General features: G+C 72.3%; 15 protein-coding genes, 2 tRNA genes and 1 pseudogene. 10 read left to right on the top strand and 8 right to left on the bottom strand.

Features of this window, described 5'->3' with window-relative positions:
• Positions 1–255 precede the first annotated feature (255 nt).
• The 4 genes from rpmG to L1857_RS05575 all read right to left on the bottom strand — a co-directional run bounded on the left by rpmG (position 256) and on the right by L1857_RS05575 (position 3,487).
• The gene (gene rpmG, locus L1857_RS05590) at positions 256–420 is read right to left on the bottom strand and encodes a 50S ribosomal protein L33 (protein WP_005453176.1); all 165 of its coding nucleotides are present in this window, start codon (positions 418–420) and stop codon (positions 256–258) included.
• 176 nt (positions 421–596) lie between these two features.
• Positions 597–669, bottom strand: a tRNA-Met gene (locus L1857_RS05585).
• A 53-nt stretch (positions 670–722) separates the two neighbouring features.
• Positions 723–795: transfer RNA gene (locus tag L1857_RS05580), tRNA-Thr, on the bottom strand.
• Positions 796–871: 76 nt separating this feature from the next.
• A complete protein-coding gene (locus L1857_RS05575; RefSeq protein ID WP_116110465.1) occupies positions 872–3,487 on the bottom strand; it encodes a putative bifunctional diguanylate cyclase/phosphodiesterase in 2,616 nt (871 codons plus the stop codon).
• Positions 3,488–3,997: 510 nt separating this feature from the next.
• Between L1857_RS05575 and lon the strand changes: the two genes are divergently transcribed.
• Positions 3,998–6,391, top strand: coding sequence for an endopeptidase La (gene lon / locus L1857_RS05570; RefSeq protein ID WP_249464606.1), 2,394 nt, complete (start codon positions 3,998–4,000; stop codon positions 6,389–6,391).
• 52 nt (positions 6,392–6,443) lie between these two features.
• Here the strand turns inward: lon and L1857_RS05565 are convergent, their stop codons facing one another.
• Complete coding sequence (locus L1857_RS05565) at positions 6,444–7,082, bottom strand: DedA family protein (RefSeq protein WP_094003866.1); 639 nt, start codon at positions 7,080–7,082, stop codon at positions 6,444–6,446.
• Between the two features lie 108 nt (positions 7,083–7,190).
• Here L1857_RS05565 and L1857_RS05560 point away from each other — a divergent pair, with 108 nt between their 5' ends.
• The 3 genes from L1857_RS05560 to L1857_RS05550 all read left to right on the top strand — a co-directional run bounded on the left by L1857_RS05560 (position 7,191) and on the right by L1857_RS05550 (position 10,255).
• Positions 7,191–8,339: a sensor histidine kinase gene (locus tag L1857_RS05560; RefSeq protein ID WP_094003865.1), complete on the top strand. Its 1,149-nt coding sequence runs from the start codon at positions 7,191–7,193 to the stop codon at positions 8,337–8,339.
• Positions 8,330–8,974, top strand: a complete 645-nt coding sequence (locus L1857_RS05555) for a response regulator transcription factor (protein WP_094003864.1) — start codon at positions 8,330–8,332, stop codon at positions 8,972–8,974. The genes L1857_RS05560 and L1857_RS05555 overlap by 10 nt, the downstream gene beginning before the upstream one ends.
• A 342-nt stretch (positions 8,975–9,316) precedes the next feature.
• Complete coding sequence (locus L1857_RS05550) at positions 9,317–10,255, top strand: sporulation protein (RefSeq protein ID WP_094003863.1); 939 nt, start codon at positions 9,317–9,319, stop codon at positions 10,253–10,255.
• On the opposite strand, the gene L1857_RS05545 is transcribed toward L1857_RS05550, so the two are convergent.
• Both L1857_RS05545 and L1857_RS05540 read right to left on the bottom strand, forming a co-directional pair.
• Positions 10,256–11,716 (bottom strand): multicopper oxidase family protein, encoded by a 1,461-nt coding sequence (locus L1857_RS05545; protein WP_094003862.1) that lies wholly within the window; start codon positions 11,714–11,716, stop codon positions 10,256–10,258. It abuts the gene before it with no gap.
• A complete protein-coding gene (locus L1857_RS05540; RefSeq protein WP_094003861.1) occupies positions 11,713–11,922 on the bottom strand; it encodes a DUF5957 family protein in 210 nt (69 codons plus the stop codon). Before L1857_RS05540 ends, L1857_RS05545 begins: the two co-directional genes overlap by 4 nt.
• Positions 11,923–12,029: 107 nt before the next feature.
• On the opposite strand from L1857_RS05540, the gene L1857_RS05535 reads away from it, so the two are divergent.
• Positions 12,030–13,142 carry a sensor histidine kinase gene (locus L1857_RS05535; RefSeq protein ID WP_249464603.1) on the top strand — a complete coding sequence of 371 codons (1,113 nt, stop codon included), beginning with the start codon at positions 12,030–12,032 and terminating at the stop codon, positions 13,140–13,142.
• Positions 13,139–13,801, top strand: coding sequence for a response regulator (locus L1857_RS05530; protein WP_249464601.1), 663 nt, complete (start codon positions 13,139–13,141; stop codon positions 13,799–13,801). Before L1857_RS05535 ends, L1857_RS05530 begins: the two co-directional genes overlap by 4 nt.
• On the opposite strand, the gene L1857_RS05525 is transcribed toward L1857_RS05530, so the two are convergent.
• Positions 13,795–14,397, bottom strand: coding sequence for a TetR/AcrR family transcriptional regulator (locus L1857_RS05525; RefSeq protein WP_094003858.1), 603 nt, complete (start codon positions 14,395–14,397; stop codon positions 13,795–13,797). The two genes, L1857_RS05530 and L1857_RS05525, sit on opposite strands and share 7 nt — an antisense overlap.
• Positions 14,398–14,450: 53 nt before the next feature.
• Between L1857_RS05525 and L1857_RS05520 the strand changes: the two genes are divergently transcribed.
• The 4 genes and pseudogenes from L1857_RS05520 to L1857_RS05500 all read left to right on the top strand — a co-directional run bounded on the left by L1857_RS05520 (position 14,451) and on the right by L1857_RS05500 (position 20,335).
• A complete protein-coding gene (locus L1857_RS05520) occupies positions 14,451–15,782 on the top strand; it encodes an MFS transporter (protein WP_249464598.1) in 1,332 nt (443 codons plus the stop codon).
• Between the two features lie 153 nt (positions 15,783–15,935).
• Positions 15,936–17,098 (top strand): annotated as a pseudogene (locus L1857_RS05510) (glycosyltransferase family 4 protein).
• Entirely contained in the window at positions 17,095–19,212 is a 2,118-nt protein-coding gene (locus tag L1857_RS05505; RefSeq protein ID WP_249464595.1) for an amylo-alpha-1,6-glucosidase, read from the top strand. Before L1857_RS05510 ends, L1857_RS05505 begins: the two are co-directional and overlap by 4 nt.
• Before the next feature lie 106 nt (positions 19,213–19,318).
• Positions 19,319–20,335, top strand: coding sequence for an ABC transporter substrate-binding protein (locus tag L1857_RS05500; RefSeq protein ID WP_240323154.1), 1,017 nt, complete (start codon positions 19,319–19,321; stop codon positions 20,333–20,335).
• The last annotated feature ends 59 nt before the right edge of the window (positions 20,336–20,394 follow it).

The following is a 20,394-nucleotide window of genomic DNA, read 5'->3' as shown; positions in this document are numbered from 1 at the left end:
CCGCCGGTGACGGGCTCGGCCGCTGCCGCGCCGTCCGGGACGGCGTAGGCGCAGGTTGACCAGCCGGGATGACATGCCAGCGGGGCGGCGCTCGGCTACCTCGCGGAACGGCCCGTGATCCCGGAGTGGGCAGCCCGGGCCGCGGTCGGGGTCGACGTGGTGGCCGGGATCACGATCCTGGCGAGGGGCCCGGAAAGCACGAAGGCCGCTCCGGGGGGGACCGGAGCGGCCTTCGTCGAAACCTGGGTGCTGGCGTCAGCGGGTTTCCTTGTGAACCCGGTGCGTACCGCAGTTCGGGCAGAACTTCTTCATCTCCAGGCGATCCGGGTCGTTGCGCCGGTTCTTCTTGGTGATGTAGTTGCGGTGCTTGCAGACCTCGCACGCCAGCGTGATCTTCGGTCGCACGTCGGTGGCAGCCACAGCAAAGCCTTTCTCTACACAACGAACCCCCCACCGGCGACCTCAACCTGCCAGGTCACCCGACGTGGGGGTCCAGGGGGCTTGCCCCCTGGCGGGGGTCCGGGGGTCCGACCCCCGATGCAATGGCGAAGCGGACTCGGCTCACGCAGTCTGTGAGCATAGCTCGCCCATCCGCGTAGCGGTGGCCGGACTTGAACCGGCGACACAGCGATTATGAGCCGCTTGCTCTACCGACTGAGCTACACCGCCTTGACCGGCCGTCAGGCTCCCCCGCCGAAGCGAGGGCGTCCTGCTGACCACCGAGCCCCAATACGGAATCGAACCGTAGACCTTCTCCTTACCATGGAGACGCTCTGCCGACTGAGCTATTGGGGCGAGTTCCAACGTCTGAACGTTGAAGCCTCGAAGAGATTACATCCCCGGCCGGAGGGCCCGTGCAGGGGGGTCCCTTTTACGTCAGGAGCGTCAGCACCGTCTCCATCTTGCGCCCCGTCGACCGGGCCGTGCGGGCCTGCAACCAGGCCTCCAGGCGGTCCTCGGCCAGCGGGCGGGAGATCAGGTACCCCTGGGCGACGTCGCAGCCCATCGCCTCCAGCTGGTCCCGCGCCACGTCCTCCTCGACGCCCTCGGCGACGACCGCCAGCCCCAGCGAATGCCCCAGCTCGACGATCGACCGGACCACCGCCAGATCCCCGAGGTCGGTGCCCATGCCGAGGACGAAGCTCTTGTCGATCTTGACCTCGTCCACCGGCAGCTGCCGCAGGTAGGCCAGCGACGAGTAGCCGGTGCCGAAGTCGTCGACCGCCAGCACGATGCCCAGCCCGTGCAGCTCGCGCAGGATCGGCAGCGCCTTCTGCGGATCGGCCATCACCCCGGACTCGGTCAGCTCGAAGGTGAGCAGCTCGGGCGGCACGCCGAACTTCCGCAGCACCTCGACGACCTTGGCCGGGAAGTCCTCGTCGGCCAGGTTCCGCACGGACAGGTTGACCGCGACGGAGATCCGCAGCCCCTCGTCCATCCACTTGCGCACCCGGATCAGCGACTGCTCCAGCACGAACCCGGTCAGCACGCCGACCAGGCCGGCGGCCTCGACCGCGGGCACGAACTCGTCCGGGTCGAGCCGGCCGAACTCGGGGTGCTGCCAGCGCACCAGCGCCTCCACGCCGAGGACCTGCTTGCTCGGCAGCGACACCTTCGGCTGGTAGTGGACGCTGACCTGGCCCTCCTCGATGGCCTGCCGGAACTGGGTGACCATCTGGAACCGGCGCAGGAAGATCTGGCCCATGCTGGGCACGTACCCGCGGACCTCTTCGCCGCCGCGGGTGGCCCGCACGGCGACGTCGGCCCGCTGGAGCAGGCCGTCCACGTCGCCGGGGTCGAGGGTGTCGTCGTCGGCCGCCGAGGCGTAGCCGACCATCGCGTTGGCCTCGACCGTGAGCCGGTCGACCGGGTAGGGCACGGACAGCTGCGCGCGCAGCCGATCGGCCACGTCGTGCACGTCCTGGCCGCGCACCCCGGTGAGCAGGGCGGCGAAGGACGCGCCCTCCAGGCGGGCCAGGGGCACGTCGGGGCCGAGGGCGTCGCGCAGGCGGCGTCCGGCGGCGACCACCATCCGGTCCGCCCACGCGTAGCCCAGCGCGTCGCTGACCGCGGAGAACACGTCCAGGTCGATGCGCAGCACGGCGGAGTCGGGGTGCTCGGCGAGCGGCTCGCGCGCGACCTGCCGGAAGCCGGGCCGGTTGAGCAGGCCGGTCAGCGGGTCGTGGTAGGCGTCGTGGCGCAGGGTGGCGACCAGGCGGCGGTTGTCCAGCGCGGTCGCCAGGTGGCTGGCCATGGTGCCGAGCAGCTGCACGTCGTACTTGCCGAAGCCCCGCCACCGGGACAGGCGGTCGTGCGCCTCGACCACGCCGAGCAGCTGGTTCGCGCTGCGCAGCGGCACCACCAGCGCCTCCTGCGCACCGCGGCTGAGCAGTCCGGCGGCGATGTCGCTGTTGGCCTCGGTGATGCGGAAGTGCCGCACGTGCGAGCCGGGCAGGCGCAGCATCGGGTCGTCGGCGGGCAGGTCCGCCGTCGGCATCGGCTCCCCCGCGACGACGGCGCGCATGTCCGCGGTCGGTTCCAGGCGCAGCCGCAGCACCACGCGGCCGGCGGAGAGCTGGTCCTTGATGCGCTCGGCGATCGTCTGCCACTCGCTGACGTTCACCCCGGCCGCGAGGTCGTCGGCGCCGCTGGCCGGGCGCGCGGCGGCTTGCTGACCGGAGCGGGCGACCATCAGGCTGACGTCGGAGAGCGCCTCCATGTCCCGCTGCTCACGCAGCAGATCGGAGTAGGCCCAGTACAGCGCGGACAGGCCGGCGAAGACGGCGAGCACCAGCGGCCACGCGTTGGCCGTGCCGGCGATCACCAGGTAGCCGCTCAGGCCGACCGACGCGTTGACGAACCCGACGACCAGGATGCGGCCGGTGAGCCGGAGCGCGGTGCCGATGCGCATGCGGCGGCGCAGCACCCGGACGGCGGCCAGCGCCAGCAGCGTGCTGGTCAGCGGCGCGGTCAGGGTGCCGGCGAGCGCGGCGGGCCAGGTCATCTCGGTGGTGCCCATGATCCGCTCGACCAGGCCGGCCACGGCGAACGCGCTGGTGATCTCCAGCAGGAACGCGCCGGCGTTGTAGAGCACGCGCCCGGAGACGCGGCGGACCAGGAGCGTGCTGATCCCGGCGACCAGGTGGGCCGCGAGGACGACCTCGAACGGCGCCACGAAGAAGCCGATGACCAGCGGGATCTCGGTGAAGGAGATGGTCCAGGAGATGCCGGACCGGACGTCGACGTTGATGCCGAGCTGCTCGGCGAGCAAGAAGGACAGGGCCAGCACCGGGCCGATCCACCACAGCTCCGCCGAACCGTGGAACGGCAGCCACAGCGACACGGCGACGGCGGTGAGCACGCCGACCGAGAAGACGGTCAGCGTGTAGACCCGGAAGCGGCGCTCGTCCGCCCGCGCCTCGGCACCACCAGCATTGGCGGCTGCCGCCGGGATGGGGCCGTCCGGCCTGCCATCGGAGTCCGGCATGCAACCTCCTTCCACCCATACGCCCCAGTGCGCCCGCCGGTACTCACCGCGCACGAGACGGTGATCTCGGTGCGAATGAGGGGATCACTGTACCCCGGAGGGCGTACTTCAGCCTCTTTCCGGCCGCCATGACATCACCTCATAGTTAACAACGTGCCAACTACGGTGACCAGCGGAGACTTACGGGTGAGATGGATCTTTTCGGCGATCGCTCCCGGTAATCGACGTTAAGCGCGTCGCCCGGCTACAACGCGTTCCCCGCGAGCCGCCGTGCTGCGCTCCCGCGCATTGATCGCGATTCAATCGCGATCGTGATTGAACAGCGCCGATGACTGTGCGTGGCCCGCCCGCGATGCGACGAGCGTCTCAGTTTCGCCAGCCGGGACCGCTGCCGGGCCAGCCCCGGTTTTATTCCCGGACGCCGTCCGCTGCGAGCGAACTACCTGCGGAAACAAACCGGCTCGCCGGAAAGTTGAGCTAGGCAGACTCAACCAGGTAGGGAGCAAACAGATGACCGACACCAGGCTCCTCCCCGTACTGCCCCTCGACGACGACGTCGTGCTGCCCGGCATGATCGTCCCGCTCGAACTCGACGACGCGGAGACCCGCGCCGCGGTCGACTCCGCCCAGGCGAAGGCGCCGTCGTTCCCGGGTATCCGGTCGCTCCCGGCCACGCAGGCCGAGGTCCTGATCGTCCCGCGGGTGCACGGGGAGTACGCCGAGCTGGGCGCCGTCGCGACCATCGAGCGCGTCGGCCGCATCCCCGGCGGCAAGGCCGCCGTCCTGCTGCGCGCCACCCGGCGCGCCCGGGTCGGCGAGAACGGCGACGGCCCCGGCGCGGCGCGCTGGGTGTACGCCGAGCCGGTCGCCGAGATCTCCGGTGAGCGGGCCCGCGCGCTGGCCGCCGAGTACAAGACCGTCGTGATCTCGATCCTCCAGCAGCGCGGCGGCTGGCAGATGATCGACGCGGTGCAGCAGGTCGAGGACCCGTCCGCGATCGCCGACCTGGCCGGCAACTCGCCGTTCCTGAGCACGGACCAGAAGCTGGAGCTGCTGACCGCGCTCGACGTCGCGACGCGGCTGGAGAAGGCACTGGAGTGGAGCCGGGAGTACCTGGCCGAGCTCGAGGTGACCGACACCATCCGCAAGGACGTCGCCGAGGGCATGGAGAAGCAGCAGAAGGAGTTCCTGCTGCGCCGCCAGCTGGAGGCGATCCGCAAGGAGCTGGGCGAGCTGGACGGCACCGCCGACTCCGACGACTACCGCACCCGCGTGGAGCAGGCCGGCCTGCCCGAGCACGTCCGGACGGCCGCACTGGCCGAGGTGGACAAGCTGGAGCGCACCTCCGACGCCTCGCCGGAGGGCGGCTGGATCCGCACCTGGCTGGACACGGTCCTGGAGATCCCTTGGAACGACCGGACCACGGACGTCCACGACATCGCGGCGGCGCGGGCGGTGCTCGACGCCGACCACGCGGGCCTGGACGACGTGAAGGAACGCATCATCGAGTACCTGGCCGTGCGCGCCCGCCGCGCCGAAGCGGGCCAGGGACAGGTCGGCGGGCGGCACTCCGGAGCCGTGCTGGCGCTGGTCGGCCCGCCGGGTGTGGGCAAGACCTCGCTCGGTGAGTCGGTCGCGAAGGCGATGGGCCGCAAGTTCGTCCGCGTCGCGCTCGGCGGTGTCCGGGACGAGGCGGAGATCCGCGGCCACCGGCGCACCTACGTCGGCGCGCTGCCCGGCCGGATCGTCCGCGCCATCAAGGAGGCCGGGTCGATGAACCCGGTGGTCCTGCTCGACGAGGTGGACAAGGTGGGCGCCGACTACCGCGGCGACCCGACCGCGGCCCTGCTGGAGGTGCTCGACCCCGAGCAGAACCACACCTTCCGCGACCACTACCTCGAGGTCGAGCTGGACCTGTCGGACGTGGTGTTCCTCGCCACGGCCAACGCGCTGGAGACCATCCCGGGGCCGCTGCTGGACCGGATGGAACTGGTGACGCTGGACGGCTACACCGAGCACGAGAAGGTCGTCATCGGCCGCGACCACCTGCTCCCCCGCGAGCTGGAGCGGGCCGGGCTGGGCCGCGACGACGTGCGGTTCACCGACGCCGCGCTGAGCCGGATCGCCGCCGAGTACACCCGCGAGGCGGGCGTGCGCAACGCGAACCGGACCATCGCGAAGGTGCTGCGCAAGATCGCGACCCGGGTCGCGCTCGACGAGGCGATCCTGCCGGTGACCGTCGACGCGGCGGACCTGGAGGGCTACCTCGGCCGTCCGCGGCACCTGCCGGAGTCGGCGCTGCCCGCGTCGACCCAGCGGACCGCGACGCCGGGGGTGGCGACCGGGCTGGCCGTCACGGGCGCCGGCGGGGACGTCCTCTACATCGAGGCGTCGCTGGCCGATCCCGAGTCGGGCAGCTCCGGGCTCACCGTCACCGGGCAGCTGGGTGACGTGATGAAGGAGTCGGTGCAGATCGCACTGTCCTACCTGCGCTCGCACGGCGCCGAGCTGGAACTGCCGGTCGGCGACCTGAAGGACCGGGGCGTGCACGTCCACGTCCCCGCGGGCGCGGTGCCCAAGGACGGGCCGAGCGCCGGGATCACGATGACCACGGCACTGGCGTCGCTGCTGTCCGGTCGCGTGGTGCGGGCCGACGTGGCGATGACCGGCGAGGTGTCGCTGACCGGCCGGGTCCTGCCGATCGGCGGGGTCAAGCAGAAGCTGCTGGCCGCGCACCGGGCCGGGGTGAAGACGGTGATCATCCCGCAGCGCAACGAGCCGGACCTGGACGACGTCCCCGCGGACGTGCTGGCCCAGCTCGACGTGCACCCGGTGTCGAACGTGCGGGAAGTCCTCGACCTGGCGCTGGCGCCGGCCACCACCCCCGTGGTCCAGGCCGCCTGACGCCCGCGAGCGAAGCCGCCCTCCCCTGCCCCCGGGGAGGGCGGCTTCGTGTTCACGCCCGCACGCGGTCGCGCAGTCGCGTGACGACGAACACCACCAGCGCGATCGCGACGGCGCCGATCACCGCGTACTGGAAGATCCCCGCGTAGTCGTTCATCACGTGCCAGTTCGCGCCGAGCAGGTAGCCGGCGAAGACGAACAGCGTGTTCCAGATCAGGCTGCCCAGCGTGGTGAGCACCAGGAACCGGCCGAACGGCATCCGTTCGATCCCCGCGGGCAGTGAGATCAGGCTGCGGAAGATCGGCACCATCCGGCCGAAGAACACCGCCTTGGTGCCGTGCTTGGCGAACCACGCCTCGGTGCGGTCGAAGTCGGACGCCTTGACCAGCGGGATCCGCAGCAGCAGCGCACGGGTCCGGTCGCGGCCGAGCAGCGCGCCCAGCCAGTAGACGATCACCGCGCCGGCGACCGAGCCGAACGTGGTCCAGGCCAGCGCTTCGAGCAGGCTGAACGTGCCCTGGCTGGCGGAGAACCCGGCGAGCGGCAGCACCAGCTCGCTCGGGATGGGCGGGAACAGGTTGTCCAGGCCGACGATGACGGCGGCGCCGAGCCCGCCGAGGGAGTCCATGAGGCCGACGGCCCAACCGGCGAGTCCCCCGAGCGGTTCGGCCTGTGCGAGGTGAAGATCCATGCTTTCGACGCTAGGAATCCGGGACGGCCGCGACCATGGGGTGCAGCACCCGATCATCCTGCGGAAAACCTCAGTACCGGGCGCGTGGAACCCCGCTAACCTCGGGATATGCCCACAGTGGACGTGCGCCGCGCGATGCGGGTGACGGCGGGGCTGGCGCTCGGTGGGCTGAGCGCGTTCGCCGAGGCGGTCTTCGTGATCGTGGCGACGCTCGCCCTCGCCGTGCCGGCCGCGCGCCCCGCCGTGTTCGGGGCCACGCGCTGGTTCGCCGAGCGGGACCGGTCGCGGCTGCGGCGGTACCTGGACTACCCCACCTCGGACGACTACCGGGACTCGCGTGCCCTGCGCTACCTCGGCACGCGCAGTGTGGTGGGCGGGCTCGGGGCGGGCATCTTCGTGCTGATCGCGCTGGGGGTGGCGGCGGCCGGGATCATGGTGTGGCAGCTGATCAGCGGGCACCCGCTGGGCGGCGGCGACCCGATCGGCGAGGACCAGGACTGGTACGACGCGCCCGGACTGCTGTTGATCGGCGTGTTGCTGGTCTTCCTGGCGGTGCAGGGGCTCATCGGGGTCGTCGCGCTGGAACGCCGGCTCGCGCACCACTTCTTCGGGCCCACGAAACAGGAACGGCTGCAGCGCCGCGTCGACGCGCTGACCCACAGCCGGGCCGAGGTGGTCGAGGCGGTGAACGACGAGCGGCGGCGCATCGAGCGCGACCTGCACGACGGGGTGCAGCAGCGGATCGTGTCGCTGGGCATGCTGCTCGGCCGCGCCCGCCGCGCGAAGGACCCGGAACGGGCGGAGGCGCTGTTGCGGCAGGCGCACGAGGAGACCCAGCTGGCGCTGCAGGAACTGCGGGACGTCGCGTGGCGGGTGTACCCGATCGCGCTGGACGAAGGCGGTCTGGGCACGGCGCTGGAGGCGCTGGCGGAGCGGTCGAGCCTGCCGGTCGGGCTGTCGTACGCGCTGGACGAGCGGGTGGATCCGGCGACCGAGACCGTCGCCTACTTCGTCGCGTCGGAGGCGGTCACGAACGCGATCAAGCACGCGGCGGCGAGCCGGATCGACATCGCCGTGGGGCGGACCGGCAGGATGCTGACCGTGACCATCAGCGATGACGGCGTGGGCGGCGCGCGGCCGGACGGCAACGGCTTGTCCGGGCTGGCCCGGCGGGTCGGCGCGGCGGACGGGGTGTTCACTGTGGACAGTCCGGCCGGCGGGCCGACGGTCGTGCGGGCGGAGCTGCCGTGCGCGTGATCCTGGCCGAGGACTCGACCCTGCTGCGCGAGGGCCTGATCCGGCTGCTCGCCGAGGAGGGCCACGAGGTGCTCGCCGCGGTCGGCAACGCGACGGAGCTGCTCGACGAGGTGTCCCGGGTGCGGCCGGACGTGGTGGTGACCGACATCCGGATGCCGCCCGACCACACCGACGAGGGATTGCGGGCGGCGCTGGAGATCCGGCGGCAGTGGCCGGAGGTCGGGGTGCTGGTGCTGTCCCAGTACGTCGAGAAGCGCTACGCGACGGAACTGATCACCGACGACGGCGGGCGGGTCGGGTACCTGCTCAAGGACCGGGTGATGCAGGTCGGCGAGTTCCTCGACGCGCTGGAGCGGGTGGGGTCCGGCGGGGCGGCGTTCGACCCGGAGGTCGTCCGGCGGCTGCTGGCGCGCACCACGCACGCCGACCCGCTCGCGACGCTGACCGCCCGGGAGCGCGAGGTGCTGGCGAAGATGGCCGAGGGGCACACGAACGCCGGCATCGCGGCCGAGCTGTACGTGTCGCAGTCCGCGGTGGAGAAGCACGTGAACGCGATCTTCGACAAGCTGGGGCTGAGCCATACGACCGGGTACAGCCGGCGGGTGCTGGCCGTGCTGCGATACCTGGGCTCCTGACCCACCGCGAGTCCCACATTCAGTACCGCGAGTCCCACATTCAGTACCGCGAGTCCCACATTCAGTACCGCGAGTCCCACATTCAGTACCGCGAGTCCCACATTCGGTACCGCGAGTCCCACGTTCAGTGCCGTCCGGGAACGTGGGACTCACGCGCCGGAACGTGGGACTCGCGCGCCGGAACGTGGGACTCGCGCGCGGGAACGTGGGACTCGCGCGCCGGAACGTGGGACTCGCGCGCGGGAACGTGGGACTCGCGCGCGGGAGCGTGGGACTCGCGGGCGGTTGCCGGTAGTCTCGATCTTGAGCCTGATTTGTCTGGATCCCAGGAGGAACCCGTTCATGTTCAAGCGGATGCTCAGCGCCTTCGGCGTCGGTGGGCCGTCGGTCGACACCGTGCTCGACTCGCCCCATGCGGTGCCCGGTCAGGTGGTCACGGGGCAGGTCCGGATCCAGGGCGGGAGCGCCGACGCGGCCATCGACCAGGTCGTCCTGTCGCTGGTCACGCGGGTCGAGATCGAGCGCGGCGGGCACGAGTCCGCGGCCACCGGCGAGTTCCACCGCCAGCTGGTGCAGCAGGGGGTGCGGGTGCCGGCCGGTCAGCTGGTCACCGTGCCGTTCGAGCTGCGGCTGCCGTGGGAGACGCCCATCACCGCGGTCGGGGACACGCTGCTGCACGGCATGGCCGTCGGCGTGCGGACCGAGCTGGTGATCGCGGGCGCGCCGGACAAGGGTGACCTCGACCCGGTCCACGTGCACCCCCTGCCGTCGCAGGACCGGGTGCTGGACGCCTTCGGCCAGCTCGGCTTCCGGTTCCGCAACGCCGACGTGGAGGCCGGCCGCCTCTACGGCGTGCGCCAGGAGCTGGGTTTCTACCAGGAGATCGAGTTCTTCCCGCCCGCCGAGTTCGCCGGGCGGATCAACGAGGTCGAGCTGACGTTCGTCGCCGGACCGCACGATCTGGCCGTCGTCCTCGAGGCCGACCGCCGGGGCCGCTTCATGCAGGCCGGCGGCGACTCGTTCGGCCGCTTCCAGATGCCGCACCAGGACGCGGAGACCGCCGACTGGGCCGCGCTGATCGGCCAGTGGCTGGCCGAGGCCGCCCAGCGCGGCGGGCACTCCGCGTTCGGCAACCCGGCCTTCGGCGGCCACCACCACGGGCACCACGGCCGCGGGATGGGCATGGGCGGCGTGGTCGCCGGCGCGGCCGCGGGTGTCGTGGGCGGCATGGTCATGGGCGAGATGCTGGAAGAGGCCTTCGAGTTCGACGGCGAGGAGTGATCACCGCACCACGAAGTTCGCCATCATCATCATGTCCTCGTGTTCGAGGTTGTGGCAGTGCATCACGTACTTCCCGCGGTAGCCCTCGAACCGGACGAGCACCTCGGCCTGGTCACCGTTGCCCAGGTCGACCGTGTCCTTCCAGCCGTGCGCCGTGCCCGGGATCTGGAACGGCGCGAGGTGGATGTGGATCGGGTGCGGCACGTTCTGCGCCCGCAACCGCCACAGCTCGACCGTGCCCAGCGCCGGCTCGGCCACGACCCCGTCGGCGCTGAACGGCATCCCGTTGACCGTCCACAGTGTCATCCCGTGGTGCTCGGCCCCGCCGCGGCGGAACGTGAACTCGCGCTCCACCACCGCGTCCGCGCGGGACAGCGGCCGGACATCGGCCAGCCGGTCCGGGATGGCGCTGTCATCGGCCGCCCGCCGGGTGACCACGAACCGCATCACGCGCGCCGTGCCGTCCTCGCCCAGCCGGTTCAGCAGCGTGACCTCCTGGCCCGGCTGGTACGCCGAGAAGTCGATCACCACGTCGTACCGTTCGGCCTGCGCGATCTGCAGCTGGTCGTGCCGGACCGGCGCGGCGAGCAGCCCCTGGTCGCCGCCGATCTGCACGAACCCCGGCCCCGGCGGGTCCAGCGCGAGCCGGTAGCGGCGGGCGTTGGAGGCGTTGAGGATCCGGAACCGGTAGCGGGCCGCGTCCACCTCCATCACCGGCCAGGGCGCGCCGTTGACCAGGATGCAGTCGCCGAGCACACCGCTGACGAAATCGTCGGTCACCCCGGGCTCGCCGAGCAGTGACGGATCGACCGAGGGGTAGGCGAAGGAACCGTCGGCGGCGAACGACCGGTCGGTGATCATCAGCGGCACCTCCCGCTCGCCACGCGGCAGGGGCAGCGCGTCCTCCTCGTCGTCGCGGATCAGGTGGAACCCGGCGAGACCGCGGTAGACCTGCGGGCCGGTGAAGTCGGCCCGGTGGTCGTGGTACCAGAGCGTGGCCGCCGGCTGGTCCAGCGGATAGACGTACTCGCGCGCCGCGCCGGGTGCGACCAGGTCCAGCGGGTAGCCGTCGTGCTCGGGCGGGGTCCGGCCGCCGTGCAGGTGCACCACCACGGGCACGCCCAGCTCGTTGCGGTGCCGCACGACGGTGGTCTGCCCGCGGCGGGTTTCGATCGTGGGGCCGGGGAAGATGCCGTCGTAACCCCAGACCGTCGTGCGCAGGCCGGGCAGGATCTCCACGTCGGCGGCCCGCTGGGTGATCTCGTAGTGGCCGGGCCGGACCGGTCGCAGCACCGGCGGCACCGGCAGCGGCACGGTGAACGGCTCGGGCAGCTTCGCCGCGCTGCGCAACAGCGTGCCCGCGCTGGACTCGGTCTCGGTGTTCGAGCCGCCGCTCGCGCAGCCCGCCACCAGCAGGCCGGCCGCGGTGACCCGGAACAGGCCGCGCCGGGACAGGTTCATCGGTTCCGCCTCCGCTGGTCGATCAGCACGGCGACGACAGCGCCCGCGACGGCGAGCAGTTGTGGCCCGAAGCCGATCACGAACGTCCAGGGCGCGTCGACCTGGCCGTCCCGCGCGGCGAGCCGCCCGACGAGTTCGCTGAAGACCAGAAATCCCACCGCGAGGCCGACGAACAGGCCGAGGATGGCGACACCCAGGGTTCTCATGGCGCCCAACGTAGGCGGATCCGCGCCGCCCGTCGTCCGTCCGCAAGCGACGGAACAGTCAACATCCGACGACTGTGCGACGGCGCCGGCCTGGCTATTCTCACCAGGTGAGCGAGCGAAAGCGGGTGCTCGCCGACGCCGCTCTCGGGGTCGCGACCTCCACCGTGGTGGCCGTCGCCATCGCGATGGACCTCGGCGGCGCGCGGGCACCCGATCCGGTGGCGTACCTGTTCGCGCTGTGCCTCGGCGCGCTCATGCTCGTGCGCCGCCGGTTCCCGGTGCTGGCGCTGGCCGCGACGACGGCCGGGCTGCTCGCCTACTACGCGGCCGGGTACCCGCCGGTCGGGCTGGCGCTGCCCGTCGCGGCGGCCCTGTTCTCCGCGGCCGAAGCCGGGAAGGCGCGCGTCGCGGCGGTGGTGGCGGCGGCGTTGGTGCTGGTCAGCACGGTCTTCCGGTTGCGGCAGGGCGAGAACCCGGACTACCTGCTGGGCTTCGAGCTGGCGTCGACGGTCGGGCTGATGCTGAGCGCGATCGCGCTGGGGGCGTTGCGCGCCGAACAGCGCCGCACCGCGCGGCAGGCGGCCGCGGAACGGGAGTGGGAGGCCCGGCGCCGGGTCGAGGAGGAACGGCTGCGGATCGCGCGGGACCTGCACGACGCCGTCGGGCACACGCTGGCCGTGGTGTCGGTGCAGGCCAGCGTTGCCGCCGAGGCGCTGGACGACGATCCGGACGCGGCCCGCTCCGCGCTGACGACCCTGCGGCTGGCCGCCGACGAAGCCGCCCACGACCTGCGCACCACGCTCGGCCTGCTGACCGACGACTCCGGCCGCGCCCCGGTGGGCAGCCTGCGGCACCTGGACGCCCTGGTCACCGCGACCGTCCGAAGTGGTCTGGCGGTGACCGTGTCCACCGAGGGCGAACCGGTCGCGTTGCCCGCCGCGGTGGACACGACGGCGTACCGGATCGTGCAGGAGGCCCTGACCAACTGTCTCCGCCACGCCCGGGCGAGCAAGGCGGAGGTGCGGGTGCGGTACGAACCGGACCGGCTGCGGATCCAGGTCCGCGACGACGGCGCCGGCGCCGAACTGCCGGTCCGCACCGGCCGCGGGCTGGACGGGATGCGGGACCGGGCCGAACTGCTGGGCGGGTCGGTGGCGCTGGATTCCCGCCCGGGCGCGGGTTTCCGGATCGACGCGAGCCTGCCGGTGGAGCCGCGATGATCCGGGTGGCGCTCGCCGACGACCAGCACCTGATGCGGGCCGGCCTGTTCGCGCTGCTCGCCCGCGCCGACGACATCACCGTCGTGGGCGAGGCCGCCGATGGCGCGGAGGCGGTGACGCTCGCGCTGACCGCGCGGCCGGACGTCGTGCTGATGGACATCCGCATGCCCGGCGTGGACGGCATCGAGGCCACGCGGCGCATCGTCGCCGACCCGCGGTTGCGCGCCGTGCGGGTCGTCGTGTTGACCACCTTCGACACCGACGAGCACATCCTCGACGCGATCCGCGCCGGGGCCTCGGGTTTCCTGCTCAAGAACACCGAGCCCGGCGACCTGCGGGCGGCCGTGCGCACGGTGGCCGGCGGGGAGGCGTTGCTGTCGCCGTCGGTGACCCGGCGCGTGATGGCGGCGGTTGCGCGGGGGCACCGGACCGACCCGGCGCGGCTGGCGCACCTGACCGGGCGGGAACGGGAGCTGCTCGCCGAGGTCGCCGCGGGCCGGTCCAACGACGAGATCGCCGGGCGGCTGTTCCTGAGCCCGGCCACCACCCGCACCTACGTGAGCCGCCTGCTGTCCAAACTGGACGCCCGGGATCGCGCGCAGCTGGTGCACATCGCCTACGAGACCGGTCTGGTCCGTCCCGGCGACGCCGGTCAGTGACCGCAGCCGCGCCACCGCGGCGTGACCACCCCGGCCAGCACCACGTCCACCACCTGCTCCGCCAGGTTCCCGGTGACCGGTAGGTGTCCGAAGAGGACGCGGTAGTAGGTGGTGGATGCCAGCATGTCGAGCACGAGACCCAGGTCGAGGTCCGGGTCGAGGTCGCCGCGCTCGATGCCCCGGCGCAGGGCCTGCGCGGTGGACGCCCGTCGCGTGTGGAAGTAGTCGCGCAGGAACACCGCCGAAAGTTCCGGATCGTCGGCGAGGTCGGCGACCAGGGCGGGCAGCACGCGCCGTCCGATCCTGGTGGTGAAGGCCTCGCTGAGCGTCCGGATCCCGGCGATGAGATCGCAGCGCGTGCACCCGGTGTCCGGCGTGGGCACCGCGCCGACGGTGGCCACCAGTGCGTCGACGACCAGGTGCTGGCGCCCGCGCCACCGGCGGCGCAACGCGGGCTTGCTCGTGCCCGCCCGGCTCGCCACGGCTTCCAGCGTGAGGCCCGCGTAGCCCACCTCGTTCAGCAGGTCCACCGTCGCCTCGCGGACAGCCCCGTCGATGCGCTCGTCGCGTGGCCGTCCCGCCCGGGTGCTCGTCACAGGGCCCATCCTAGCACTTCCATTCCGTTCCGATACGGAACATAATTGCCGCCATGACTGTCTCCTCGACTTCCGAGGGTGTGCTCTCGCCCCGCTACCGGGCTCGCACCGTCGGCATCGTGCTCACCGTCGGACTGGTCGCGCTCGAGTCCCTCGGCGTGGCGACCATCCTCCCGGACATCTCCCGCCTGCTCGGCGGCCTCGGCTCCTACGGCTGGGCGCTGGCCGCGCTGATGCTGGCGAACATCGTCGGCACCGTCCTCGCCGGTCACGCCGCCGACCGCGGCGGGCCGGCCCGCCCACTGGCCGCCGGGGTGATCGCGTTCGCGCTCGGCAGCGCGCTGGCCGGTCTCGCCCCGTCGTGGACGCTGTTCCTGCTCGGCCGGTTCACGCAGGGCCTCGGCGTCGGCGCGGTGATGGCGATGGCCTACACCTTGATCGGGCTGGTCTACCCGGAACGCCTGCGTGCCCGCATGTTCGCGCTGCTGTCCTCGGCCTGGACGATTCCGTCCCTGGTCGGCCCGGTCGTCGCGGCGGCGGTGGCGAGCACGATCGGCTGGCGGTGGGTGTTCCTGGCCATGATCCCGCTCGCCGCGATCGCGGCCTGGTGCACGCTCCCCGGCCTGACCACGCCGGCCACCCCGGCGCCGGACGGCTCCCGCTGGCGTCCGCTGGTCGCCAGCGTCGCACTCGCCGCGGGCACCGCCGTCGTCCTGGCCGCGCTGGAACTCCACACCGCCGCGGTGCTGGTCCCGCTCGCCGCGGCCGGGCTGGTTCTCGCCGTGGTCGCGCTGCGGCACGTCACCCCGGCCGGGACCCTCACCGTCCGGCGCGGGGTGCCGGCCGGGGTGGTCGTGCGGTTCCTGCTGTGCGCGGTGTACTTCGGCACGGAGGCGTTCCTGCCGCTGGGGCTGACCGAGCTGCGGCACGTGAGCGCGTTCGAGGCCGGGCTGGGGCTGTCGGCCGGGGCGCTGAGCTGGGTGGCCGGCTCCGCGGTGCAGGCGAAGTGGGACCGCAACCGGCGGGCGGCCGTGGGGCTGGGCTTCGCGGTCCTGGTGGCCGGGGTGGCCGTGCTGGCCTACGGCGTGCTCGTCGGCCCCGGGCTGCTCGCGGTGCTCGGCTGGGTGATCGGCGGGTTCGGCATGGGTGTCGCGTTCAACGCCGCCACCACCGAAACGCTCGGCCGTGCCGCGGACGGCCAGCAGGGATCGGTCAGCGCGGCGCTCCAGCTGGCACAGACCCTGGCGACGGCGGTCGCGAGTGGACTGGGCGGCGCGCTCATCGCCGCCCAGGGTGCGGTGACCCCCGCGTTCCTGGCGGTCTTCGCCGGCACCGCGGTGCTCGGCCTCGCTGGCGTCCTCGCGGCCCGGCGGATCACCGTGTGACGCAGATCTCGCCCACCCGGAGCTTGCCGAGGCGATCACCGCTGTATTAGCACTCTTAACAGGAGAGTGCTAATTGCATAGACGGTCCGAGGAGGCAGCTTGAGCAGCGCGCATCGCCCCGCGTGGAAGGCCCGATCTGTTTCGCACGCCGCCGTGCGCCGCGACGACCCCGACCGCCCGCTCCGCGTGGCGATGGTCGTCCCGCCCTACTTCGACGTTCCGCCCAAGGCGTACGGCGGGGTCGAGGCGGTGGTCGCCGACCTCGCGGACGCCCTCGTCGACCGCGGGCACCAGGTCACCCTGATCGGGGCCGGCCGCCCCGGCACCAAGGCGCGGTTCGTGCCGGTGTGGGACCGCACCGTCCCGGAGCTGCTGGGCGAGCCCTACCCGAGGTCATGCACGCGATCGCCGCCCGCCGGGCCGTGCAGCGCCTCGCCGCGACCGAGGGTGTCGACGTGGTGCACGACCACTCGCTGGCCGGGCCGCTCAACGCCCCCGCTTACGGTGTGCCGACGGTGGCGACCGTGCACGGCCCGGTGGGCGAGGACATGGCGCGCTACTACGCCGAACTGGGCGACGACGTGCACCTGGTGGCGATCAGCAACCGGCAGCGAGAGCTGGCGCCGGACCTGAACTGGATCGGCACCGTCCACAACGCACTGCGGCTGGCCGACTGGCCGTTCGAGTCCGAAAAGGACGACTACGCGCTGTTCCTCGGCCGGTTCCACCCGGACAAGGCGCCGCACCTGGCGCTGGAGGCCGCGCACCGCGCCGGGCTGCGGCTGGTGCTGGCCGGCAAGTGCGCCGAGCCGATCGAGAAGGAGTACTTCGAGCGGGAGGTCCGGCCGCGGCTCACCGAGAACGACCACGTGTTCGGCGTCGCCGACGCGACCGCGAAGCGCGAGCTGCTCGCCAAGGCCCGCTGCCTGCTCTTCCCGATCCAGTGGGAGGAGCCGTTCGGGATGGTCATGATCGAGGCGATGGCGTGCGGCACGCCGGTCGTGGCGCTGCGGTCGGGCGCGGTGCCGGAGGTCGTGGTCGACGGCGTCACCGGACTGGTGCGCGACGACCCCGCCGACCTGGCGCAGGCCCTGCGCGACGTCCGCCACCTCGACCCGGCGAAGTGCCGCGCCCACGTCGCCGAGCACTTCGACATCGGCGGGCTGGGCGCGGGTTACGAGGCCGCGTACCGGCGGGCGGTCGAGGTCAGCCGCCTGCGGCGGGACTACGCGGCACTGGACTCGGCGCTCGACCGCGCGTACGACCAGATGGACAACGACGGCCCCGCCCTGCAGCCATCCGGAGGACGGCCATGACGCCGGAGGCGTTCAACGCCGGCGAACCGGTGCCCGTGACCAGCGCGGGCGGCACGGTCACGCTCGTCGAGGGCAGCACGTTCTGCCTGTCCGGCACGAACGGCGACATCCAGCCGGGCACCTCGCACGGCCTGTTCTTCCGGGACGCGCGGCTGATCTCGCGGTGGGAGCTGCGGCTGGACGGGCAGGCCCCGCACCCGCTGTCGGTCCTCTCGCCGGAGGCGTTCGCGGCGCAGTTCGTGCTGCGCCGCAACCCGAAGCCGGGCCAGGCCGACAGCACGCTGCTGCTGGTGCGGGAACGCCTGGTCGGCGACGGCCTGCGGGAGACGATCACGCTGCGGAACCTGGGCCGGGAGAACACCGTCGCGACGCTGACCCTGCACGTCGACGCGGACTTCTCGGACCTGTTCGCGGTCAAGGAGGGCCGTCCCGCGCACGGCGGGGCGGACGCCACCGTGGCCGGGTCGGAACTGCTGCGCGACCGGTCCGACGGCTCGCGTGGCCTGTCGGTGAGCGCCACCGCCGACCCGCTCACCGCGCCCGGCGTGCTGAACTGGCGCGTCGTCGTGCCCGCGCGCGGTGAGTGGTCGACCGAGATCGTGGTGCAGCCGACCGTCGGGAACCGGCGGGTGCGGCCGCAGTTCGACCGCGGCGAGGAGGTCGAGGCGAGCGGCCCGGCACGCAAGATCCGCGCCTGGCGCGACGTGAGCACGGTGATCGCCGCCGACGACCCGGTGCTCACGCAGGTGTTGCAGCGCACCGAAAGCGACCTCGGCGCGTTGCAGATCCACGACAGCAGCCAGGACGGCCGCCCGTTCGTCGCGGCCGGCGCGCCGTGGTTCATGACCCTGTTCGGCCGGGACAGCCTGCTCACCGCGTGGATGGCGCTGCCGCTGGACGTCGGCCTCGCGCTGGGCACGCTGGAGACGCTGGCGGAGCTGCAGGGCAAGCGCGTCGACCCGCTGACCGAGGAGGAACCCGGGCGGATCCTGCACGAGCTGCGGCTCGGCCCGGACAGCGACCAGGTGCTCGGCGGCAGCCACTACTACGGCACGGTGGACGCGTCGCCGTTGTTCGTCATGCTGCTGGCCGAGTGCTGGCGCTGGGGTGCGGGCGAGACCGCGGTGCGGGCGCTGCTGCCGGCGGCCGACGCGGCTCTGGAGTGGCTGGAGCGCTACGGCGACCGCGACGGCGACGGGTTCGTCGAGTACCGGCGGGCGACCGACCGCGGCCTGCTCAACCAGGGCTGGAAGGACAGCTTCGACGGCATCAACGACGCGGCCGGGCGGCTGGCGACCACGCCGATCGCGTTGTGCGAGGTCCAGGGCTACGCCTACGCGGCCTGGCTGGCGCGCGCCGAGCTGGCCGACGCGTTCAACGACCCGGCCACCTCCGCGCGCTGCCGCGAGCGGGCCGAACGGTTGCGGGAGCGGTTCGCGGAGGCGTTCTGGCTGCCGGACCAGGGCTGGTACGCCGTCGCGCTGGACGGGCGCAAGCAGCCGCTGGACGCGTTGACCAGCAACACCGCGCACTGCCTGTGGTCGGGCATCGCGACCGACGAGCACGCGGCCGTGCTGATCGAGCGGCTCAGCCGGCCGGAGATGGACAGCGGGTACGGGCTGCGGACGCTGTCCTCGGCGATGGGCGCCTACAACCCGATGAGCTACCACAACGGTTCGGTGTGGCCGCACGACACGGCGATCGCGGTGGCCGGGCTGCTGCGGTACGCGCACCTGCCGGGCGCGGTGGACCTGGCGCAGCGGCTGGCGACCGGGCTGCTCGACGCGGCGGCGTCGTTCGGCGGGCGGCTGCCCGAGCTGTTCTGCGGGTTCTCGCGGTCGGAGTTCAGCCCGCCGATCCCCTACCCGACGTCGTGTTCACCGCAGGCGTGGGCGAGCGCGGCGCCGCTGCTGCTGGTGCGGTCGTTCCTCGGGCTCGAACCGCACGTTCCGCAGCAGCGGCTGGCGGTGCGCCCGCACCTGCCGGGGCAGTGGGGCCGGGTGCGGTTGTCGGATCTGCGGCTCGGGGAGCTGACCGTGCACGTCGAGGCAGATCACGAAGTGGCCAAGGTTCGGGGGCTGCCGGAGGGCTGGGACCTGCGCGTAGCTGGGTGAACGCGGTTCCGGGGTGATCCGCGTCGCAAGCTGCGGGGTTGATTCCTTAGGTTAGCCTTGCTTGACTTGGCGCACTTTGTCGCAGTTCCTTCGAAAGGGTGTTGCCATGTCTCGCAGGGTTCGCCTGCCCGGACTCCGCTCGCTCGTGGCCGTTTCGGTCGCGGGCGTGCTCGGCCTCGGGCTCGTGGCGTGTGGCAATGTGCAGGATTCGTCGACGCAGACGGCGTCCTCAGCGAGTGCCGACGCGTCGGCCTTCCCGGTGAGCATCACGCACAAGTTCGGCACCACGAAGATCGAGAAGGCCCCGCAGCGGGTGGTCGTGATCGGCACGTCGAGTGATGATCTCGACGCGGCGGTGGCTCTCGGCGTCACCCCGGTCGCGTACTTCAGCAAGGACGGCTCGGCGAGCGTGCCGCCGTGGCTGCAGGGCAAGATCGACCCGGCCAAGACGCAGATCATCGACGCGGCGAGCGGGGTCAACGCCGAGCAGGTCGGCGCGCTGACGCCGGACCTGATCCTGGCCACCGCGGACTACGGCCTGGAGCAGGAGTACGAAAACCTGGCCAAGATCGCGCCGACGATCGGGTACGCGACCGAGTGGGGCGCGCAGACGTGGCAGGAGCACGTGGACGTGGTCGCCCAGGCGCTGGGCAAGACCGGCGAGGCGGCTGCGGTGAAGGCCTCGGCCCAGGCCGCGATCGACCAGGTGAAGGCCCAGCACCCGGCTGCCGCGGGCAAGACGTTCACCGCGTCGGTGGGCAACACGGCGGGCAAGATGTTCACCCTGGCGTCCGAAAAGGACTTCGCGGTGCAGCTGCTGCAGTCGACGGGCCTCAAGCTGAGCCCGGCGGTGGCCGACGCGTCGAAGAACGAGTCCGGCAGCCCGACGGGCACGCTGACGCCGGAGCAGTACGACAAGCTCGCCGCCGATCTGGTGATCGTCGCCTTCACCTCGCCGGACCTGCAGCAGGCGTTCGAGAGCAACCAGCTGGTGTCCGGCATCAAGGCGGGCAACTACCTGGTGACCGACATGCAGACCATCTCGGCGCTGCGCTACCCGACGGTGCTGGACATCCCGTGGGTGCTGGAGAAGCTGAAGCCGGGGTTCGCGAAGCTGGGTTGATCTTCTGACCCAAGGGCCCTCCCCGCTGCGGCGGGGAGGGCCCTTTTCGTTGCCACACA

Source organism: Amycolatopsis thermalba (assembly GCF_023376025.1).
GTDB lineage: Bacteria > Actinomycetota > Actinomycetes > Mycobacteriales > Pseudonocardiaceae > Amycolatopsis_E > Amycolatopsis_E thermalba.
Note: the sequence above shows the minus strand (reverse complement) of the source record. Positions and strands in the feature narration are given on the sequence as shown.